A 6456-nucleotide genomic window follows, 5' to 3' on the forward strand; every position below is an offset into this window, starting at 1 on the left:
GGACAATTTTCAGATTCAATACACCTTTCGAAACGGGGAGAGGGTGGATGCGATTATCAAGACGGCGCAAGGTTTAGTTTCCGTGGATGCCAAATTTCCGCTGGAAAATTTTCAACGCTTTGTGGCGGCAACAACGGATGAAGAAAAAAAGATTCTCCGAAAACTTTTTATCAACGATGTCAAAAAACATGTTGATGACATTGCCTCCAAATATATTTTACCGGCCGAAGGAACTTTTGAATTCGCCCTAATGTATATTCCCGCTGAAAATGTTTATTACGAAATCATTACGCGCGATCTGGCAGGCGGAGAAAATACTTCCATTTTGTATCACGCGATGAAGAAAAAAGTCATTCCGGTCTCCCCGAACACATTCTACGCCTATTTGCAGACGATCTTACTGGGGTTGAGAGGCATGCAGGTGGAAAAAAGGGTGGGCGAAATTGTCACGGAGTTGGCGAGGCTCAGAAAAGAATTGACGAGTTTTCGCGTTGATTTCTCCAGATTGGGAAAACATTTGAGCGATTCACTCAGCAGTTTTGAAAAATCGGACAAGCGTCTGGTGCGATTGGAAGACAAACTCTCCACATTGGAAATTTTGCCCACCACGGAAACCAGCGCGGAGATCAAAGATAAATCCGAAGAGGTTTTGCCGCTCCTTGAACAGTGACCTTGGCATGGTGTGGGACGCGGTAATGGAGTTTGGCTCCATCAATAAAAATCATTCCCTGATCCATTTCGGAGATCAGTGTCAGTTTTTTTCCCGGACTTAAAAATCCATTCAGAAAACGGTAGCGGGTTTTGGAATAACGAAAGGGCTCCCGCACAAGATATTGGATTCCTCTGGAAAAAAGGGATGCCTTTTTTCCACCGGCGGAGTAGATGGCGGCTGTGGACCCGGCGCCCGTAGCGACCCAAACGCCAGAACTTTTTTGAAATTCCTCAGAGGAGCCCGCGCGCAGGTAATATCTGGCGGTGTCGCCTTGAAGGCGGGAAGCAAACAGGATTTCGTTCAAAGCAAGATAGGGAAGCCGTTTACCGTTGATACGTACTTCCATTCGCGGGATTTCCCGATATTTTCTTTTTCTCGATATAATTTCTTTGAGGTGTTTTGAAAATGTTTCGGAGGTTGCGAGACAGAAAAAACCCGTGCTAATTTTTGGAGACGAGTTGACAGCAAGCAGGGGAACACGATCCAAAAAATGCGAGACAGCAAGTGCCGTACCATCGCCTCCGATTGAAACGACAAGATCGGCCTTGATTTTTTTATTGAGGCGATTGCGGTTTATTATTTTGTATTTTAGAGAAAAGGATTCGAGAACTTTTAGGACTTTGTTTCTTGTAACCTGATGGGTGTGATCCTTCTGAAATTTTGCAACGACAACAATGTTCTTAAGTGGCATAGTCTTCTTATATTCAGAGAAAGGAAAAATGCAAGATGTCATCAAAAGCGACGCATCGAAAAAAAGTGGGGCTTCTGGGCGGATCTTTTAATCCTCCTCATATTGGACATACCGGTATTGCCCGTCACCTTTTGAAAGAAAATAAATTGGATCAAATTTGGGTGATCCCTTGTTTTGAACATCCGTTCGACAAAGACCTCGTTTCTTTTGAGCACCGTTTCAAGATGTGTGAACTAGCCTTTGAAGAATTTGGAAATAAGGTGATGATAAAAGATGTCGAAAAAAAACTGGGAGGAAAAAGTTTTACGTTGCGCACGGTGGAACACCTTCAGAAAAAATTTCCGGACATCGATTTTGTTTTGATTGTAGGGGAAGATGCGGAAAAAGAATCGGCAACTTGGAAAGACGCAGAAGCACTTAAGAAAAAAATCGCACGGCTAGTTATCCCGCGCGGTCCCAATTCACCTATACCCGATGTTAGCGCCACGGCGATACGCCGGTGTTTGGAACAGAACAGAGACACGGGAAACGCCATCCCTTCAAAGGCACTTCATTATATCCGTGAGCAGGGGTTGTATTGTTAATTATAATATTCTTATAATAACAAACTTATAATTTTCTTGACGGAGGTTTTCCTCTTTTGCTACTCTGCTTGCGTGACCAATCCGTTTCTATATGGCCAGGAAGTATCCGGAGATGATTTTTGCAACCGGCAGAAGGAACTGGCGCAATTTGTTGATTACGTTTCTTCCTCAAACAAAGTTCTTCTGTATTCCCCACGACGTTGGGGTAAGACCTCTCTCATTAAAGAGGGGATTAAACGGCTCCCAAAGAACAAATTCGTAGTTATCTACGCTGATCTCTACCCCGCGATAAAGGAGGAGGATTTTAATCAGATTGTGGCATCTGCCCTTGCGAAAAGTTTTCGTTCTCCCGCCCAAAAGGCCCTTAAACTACTTACGACTTTGCTCAGGTCGTTTGTTCCCAAACTCACGCTTGACCCGCTTGGGAATGCCGGGTTCGAGTTTGGCTTTGATTCTTCGAGGAAACCCGGGGAGCTGGCTGATGAGCTCATTGATGGAATATCCAGATACGTCCTTTCATCAGGCAAAAAAGGGCTTGTTGTCTTTGATGAGTTTCAACAAATTGGCGAATTTCCAGATGACCGTCTTGAAAAAATTTTGCGATCCAAAATCCAATCCCAAAAAAATATCTCCTATGTTTTTGCGGGCAGTAAACGCCACCTTCTTATGGAGATGTTTTCAGATCCCTCTAGGCCATTTTACAAGAGCGTGATTCATTTTCCCGTGCCTCCCATGCCTCAAGATGAGATTGTGGAATTTATAGGCAAAAAAATGGAGAAGACCGGTATAAAGGCTTCGGGTGATGTGCTTTCCGAGATTGTTGCGTTCACCCACACACACCCCTATTACACGCAACAGCTATGTTTTCATTTATGGGACGCCGCCAAAGAAGGAAAAACCGCGGTGACGAGTTCCGTTGTAAAAACCGTTATTGACAGGATAGTGACTATCGAAGGTTCTTCTTTCCAAAACGTAATGTCTCTGCTTTCAAGAAATCAGAAAATAGCATTGAAAGCCATTGCTGATTTGAGATTCGACGAGGCCCCATTTTCGAATTTGTTTATGAAGCGGGTTGGAATAACAACGGCAGACTCCTTTAGAAAATCTTTGGAGTCACTTGTGCTTAAAGGACTGATAGAAAAAGAAGAAGGCGTTTATGTAATATATGATGTGTTCTTTAAAGAGTGGCTCAGACGCAATTAGTCTCCAGTTTTCAATCATCCCAAAAATTTACCTCCCGCAGGGTTTGAGGATGAAATCGTAGAGGACGGTGTTGGTGATGTCATAGCCCGGGATTGGCTTGGTTATCTTTGATTCCTTTTTGCGCCCTCCACTGTGAAAGGGAATATCAATATCCAATATAAATTGAAAACTGGTGTATTGGACGTCCGGTACGGGTTGTCCCTCAAGTTGCGAATGAAACGGAAACGACGCCGGCTGACTGCCTTCCACGTGTAACTTTGCCGTTTCCCCTATTAGCTTTCCGGAAACGGTTACGGGAACGGCCTTTTCTGGAGCCATGCCGCGCCCGCTGGCCGGCATTTTCGAAACATCGAGATTCACCGAAGTTTTCGGACGCATGGTTCCTTTTCCGGAAATGGTGCCCGATGCTTTGTCCAAAGAAAGTGGGACTTCTCCCGCGTTGGCATAGTTGTAGTCAAATTTTAATCCGGTTTCGGGATCTCGTATGGCGGTTGTCGCGTCGGCCGTGAAAACAAGGCACAAATCAGCGCCTGAAACGGGCGTCGTTGCGCAATGAATTTTGGGGGTTAAGGACGCGCTGAATTTTTCAAAGGTCGTCATCAGATCCGCTTTGAACGCAGGTTTGAAATCGGCAAGGGTATAGATTTTATCGACGCTCCCCAGACTCTGTCCGGTCCGGTTATCCGTGAGAGAAGTTGAAAGAAGCGTTGTTTCTGCCTTGGGCGTCAGATGGACCTTCAGCAAAAAATCGCCGTTTTGCGCGACGAGTTGGATTTGGTCACCCCATTTTTTCTTGAAAGTATTTTCAAAAGCCTTTCGCACAATATCGTCAAAATCGCCCGCCGGAAGATTTGTTTTATTCGAAGAGGAGATGACGATGGTCGCGGGACACTTTTGCGCCGTTTGGGCAAAAGCGGTGGTTAGTGAAAAACACAGACCAAGCAAAACAACCAAAAAAGATTTTTTCATATATCCTTAAAACTTAACCTTCGGTGCTTGTTTTGCACCATCTTCCGCTTTGAAAAAGATTTGTTGTTTTGGGAAGCTCGTGAAAGCCACAACAATATTGTTTGGGAATTGTTGGGCAAAGGTGTTGTAGAAGGCAACTTGTTCGTTGAAGCGACGTCTCTCGACCGCGATGCGATTTTCCGTTCCGGCCAATTCGTCTTGCAGGGCCAGAAAATTTTCATTGGCTTTTAACTGTGGATAATTTTCAGCAACGACAAGCAGACGACTTAAAGCGCCGGTTAATTGCTCATTGGCCGCGATTTTATCCGGGATAGTTGTGGCACCACCTACTTTAGCTCTGGCCTCGGTCACATCGATAAAAACTTTTTGTTCGTGGGCCGCATAGCCTTTGACAGTTTCAACAAGATTGGGAATGAGATCAAAGCGTCTCTGCAAAACGTTTTCCACCTGAGACCATGATTCCTGAACGGTCTGGTTTAATTTAACCAGTTGATTATATTTCCCCACACCAACTCCCACAAAAAGAACAACAACGGCTAAAACAATCCATAGAATTTTTTTCATAGTGCCTCCAAATTGTTTACGCATTTAATGATACTACGCAGTTCTGTCAAGAAGGCTTCCACTATTTCCCAAACTTCCGCTTTGCGGGGCAGGGGAAGTTTGTCTTCCCGAATCGTGACTAAATTCAAAAAGACCTCCGGATGAAAATTGACGAGGAATGCAAGTCGTTCAATTCTTCGCTTCCAATTTTCTTCGGGTTCTTTTTTGGACAGATAAAGAACACCCTTAAAAAGTGTCAGTATGGAAGGGAGAGTTTTCATTAAAAATTGGATGCACTCTCTGGATTCACCCAAAAGATAGGAAGGGTGGTGCTTGATCTGCAGATATTTTCCGCGGAGTTCCATTTCTACCTGATGTCTTAAATTTTTAAGTTCTACTTCAAAAGAGGGAAGGGGTTTTCCGAATAAAATACGATGGTGTTTCTGAAGCTCAAGAAATTCGAGCGGGAAGACGTCGATAGAATTGTTGAAAAAATTGAGATCCCAAATGAGGGGGGGTGGATTTTTTTTAAGCCACTGCCTGATTTTTTTATCGCCCGCCAGAAGATTCGTTTCCATTTCAGTTTTGATAAGGACGAGAAGATTGTAGTTTGAATATTTTTCAATGAAACTTTTTCCAGCCGCAGAGCCGTAAAGAATGACGGACTCCAGATTTTCGGCAAAGCGCTCTTCAAACGTTGGGATCAGGTCTTTTGGTGTCATCATATATTGCCTCCATAGGAAGGACCATGGACGATGGACCATAGACCGTGGACCGTGGACAATGGACCAACTGCTTTTCTAGTTTCTGGTCCATTGTCCCTTGTCCATTGTCCCTTGTCCATTGTCCCTTGTCCATTGTCCCTTGTCCATTGTCCATGGTCATTCCCTTGTCCATGGTCCTTTGTTTACCAACTGCTGGAGCCCCCTCCGCCACCGGAAGAGCCTCCGCCAAACCCTCCAAAACCACCGCCGCCCCCAAATCCGCCGGATCCGCTGGAACGGCTCGAACCGGATAGAAAGAAAAACAGCAACCACGGATGACGAAGGCCTAAATAAATAAGCACGATAACAATTAAAAAGGTGACGAACGGATTTTGTTTTGATTTCTTTTTATGCGCGTCGGGGCGTCCTTCTCCTTCAAAAGTTTTATAAATAGCCACCACGGTTTTTGCGATGCCGACATTTATTTTTCCTTCTTTTGCGTACGGAACGAAATAGTCGCGCAAGAGGCGCGTGGCTTTGGCATCATTAAGAATTTCTTCGAGGCCGTAGCCTACTTCAATGCGTGCTTTGCGTTCTGTGGGGGCCACCAAAAACAAAAGACCATTATCTTTTCCCTTCTGCCCAATTTTCCAATTTTCAAAAAGTTTGACCGCATAATCTTCCACGGTCATTCCTTCCAATGAAGGAACTGTGACAACTGCCAGTTCAATGCCGCTCACTTGTTTGAATTTTCCCGATTCCTCTTCCAGAGCGGAAAGCATTTCGGGACTTAAAACAGAGGCAAAGTCGTTGACATAGCCTTGGGGAGAAGGTAAGGCCCAGCTGACGCTGGGAAGACAAAAATTAAATATCAAAAAGCAAAAATAAATAAAAAGGGGGAGGAAATGAGATTTAAAAAAACGCATATTTTTTTGACGACACTTCTGATAGCGACTTTATCCATCCAATGCAAAGGGAAAGAGGAGAAAAAAATGACACCACCTGCACCTACTGCCGCCGCACAAACAACAACGGGTCCGTGGCAAGCCA

At 44.5% G+C, this 6456-nt stretch carries 9 protein-coding genes and 1 other annotated feature; of the genes, 4 read left to right on the forward strand and 5 right to left on the reverse strand.

Going from position 1 to position 6456, the window contains the following annotated elements; translation table 11 throughout:
- On the forward strand, positions 1–670 hold a 670-nt coding region (locus HY877_00210), incomplete at its 5' end, for a DNA recombination protein RmuC (GenBank protein MBI5298711.1).
- On the opposite strand, the gene HY877_00215 is transcribed toward HY877_00210, so the two are convergent.
- On the reverse strand, positions 627–1403 hold the full coding sequence (locus HY877_00215; protein MBI5298712.1) for an NAD(+)/NADH kinase: 777 nt from the start codon (positions 1401–1403) through the stop codon (positions 627–629). The genes HY877_00210 and HY877_00215 overlap by 44 nt on opposite strands.
- Positions 1404–1438: 35 nt before the next feature.
- Here HY877_00215 and HY877_00220 point away from each other — a divergent pair, with 35 nt between their 5' ends.
- Both HY877_00220 and HY877_00225 read left to right on the forward strand, forming a co-directional pair.
- Positions 1439–1987, forward strand: a complete 549-nt coding sequence (locus tag HY877_00220) for a nicotinate-nicotinamide nucleotide adenylyltransferase (protein MBI5298713.1) — start codon at positions 1439–1441, stop codon at positions 1985–1987.
- Positions 1988–2023: 36 nt separating this feature from the next.
- The gene (locus HY877_00225) at positions 2024–3190 is read left to right on the forward strand and encodes an ATP-binding protein (GenBank protein MBI5298714.1); all 1167 of its coding nucleotides are present in this window, start codon (positions 2024–2026) and stop codon (positions 3188–3190) included.
- 27 nt (positions 3191–3217) lie between these two features.
- Here HY877_00225 and HY877_00230 read toward each other — a convergent pair whose 3' ends face one another.
- From HY877_00230 to HY877_00245, 4 genes are all read right to left on the reverse strand, one after another.
- Complete coding sequence (locus tag HY877_00230) at positions 3218–4159, reverse strand: hypothetical protein (GenBank protein ID MBI5298715.1); 942 nt, start codon at positions 4157–4159, stop codon at positions 3218–3220.
- Positions 3667–3723: a sequence feature (possible 16S ribosomal RNA but 16S or 23S rRNA prediction is too short), on the forward strand. (Overlaps the previous gene by 57 nt.)
- Positions 4160–4165: 6 nt before the next feature.
- On the reverse strand, positions 4166–4723 hold the full coding sequence (locus HY877_00235) for a LemA family protein (protein MBI5298716.1): 558 nt from the start codon (positions 4721–4723) through the stop codon (positions 4166–4168).
- A complete protein-coding gene (locus HY877_00240; GenBank protein MBI5298717.1) occupies positions 4720–5427 on the reverse strand; it encodes a hypothetical protein in 708 nt (235 codons plus the stop codon). Before HY877_00240 ends, HY877_00235 begins: the two co-directional genes overlap by 4 nt.
- 182 nt (positions 5428–5609) lie before the next feature.
- Positions 5610–6281, reverse strand: a complete 672-nt coding sequence (locus HY877_00245; GenBank protein ID MBI5298718.1) for a TPM domain-containing protein — start codon at positions 6279–6281, stop codon at positions 5610–5612.
- A gap of 30 nt (positions 6282–6311) precedes the next feature.
- Between HY877_00245 and HY877_00250 the strand changes: the two genes are divergently transcribed.
- A partial coding sequence (locus tag HY877_00250) for a hypothetical protein (protein ID MBI5298719.1) occupies positions 6312–6456 on the forward strand: 145 nt, incomplete at its 3' end.

This window comes from Deltaproteobacteria bacterium (genome assembly GCA_016213065.1).
GTDB lineage: Bacteria > UBA10199 > UBA10199 > SPLOWO2-01-44-7 > SPLOWO2-01-44-7 > JACRBV01.

Coding starts and splice junctions, on each gene's coding strand:
- HY877_00240 (MBI5298717.1), bottom strand. CDS start 5,427: ATGATGACACCAAAAGACCTGATCCCAACGTTTGAAGAGCGCTTTGCC.
- HY877_00235 (MBI5298716.1), bottom strand. CDS start 4,723: ATGAAAAAAATTCTATGGATTGTTTTAGCCGTTGTTGTTCTTTTTGTG.
- HY877_00220 (MBI5298713.1), top strand. CDS start 1,439: ATGTCATCAAAAGCGACGCATCGAAAAAAAGTGGGGCTTCTGGGCGGA.
- HY877_00215 (MBI5298712.1), bottom strand. CDS start 1,403: ATGCCACTTAAGAACATTGTTGTCGTTGCAAAATTTCAGAAGGATCAC.
- HY877_00230 (MBI5298715.1), bottom strand. CDS start 4,159: ATGAAAAAATCTTTTTTGGTTGTTTTGCTTGGTCTGTGTTTTTCACTA.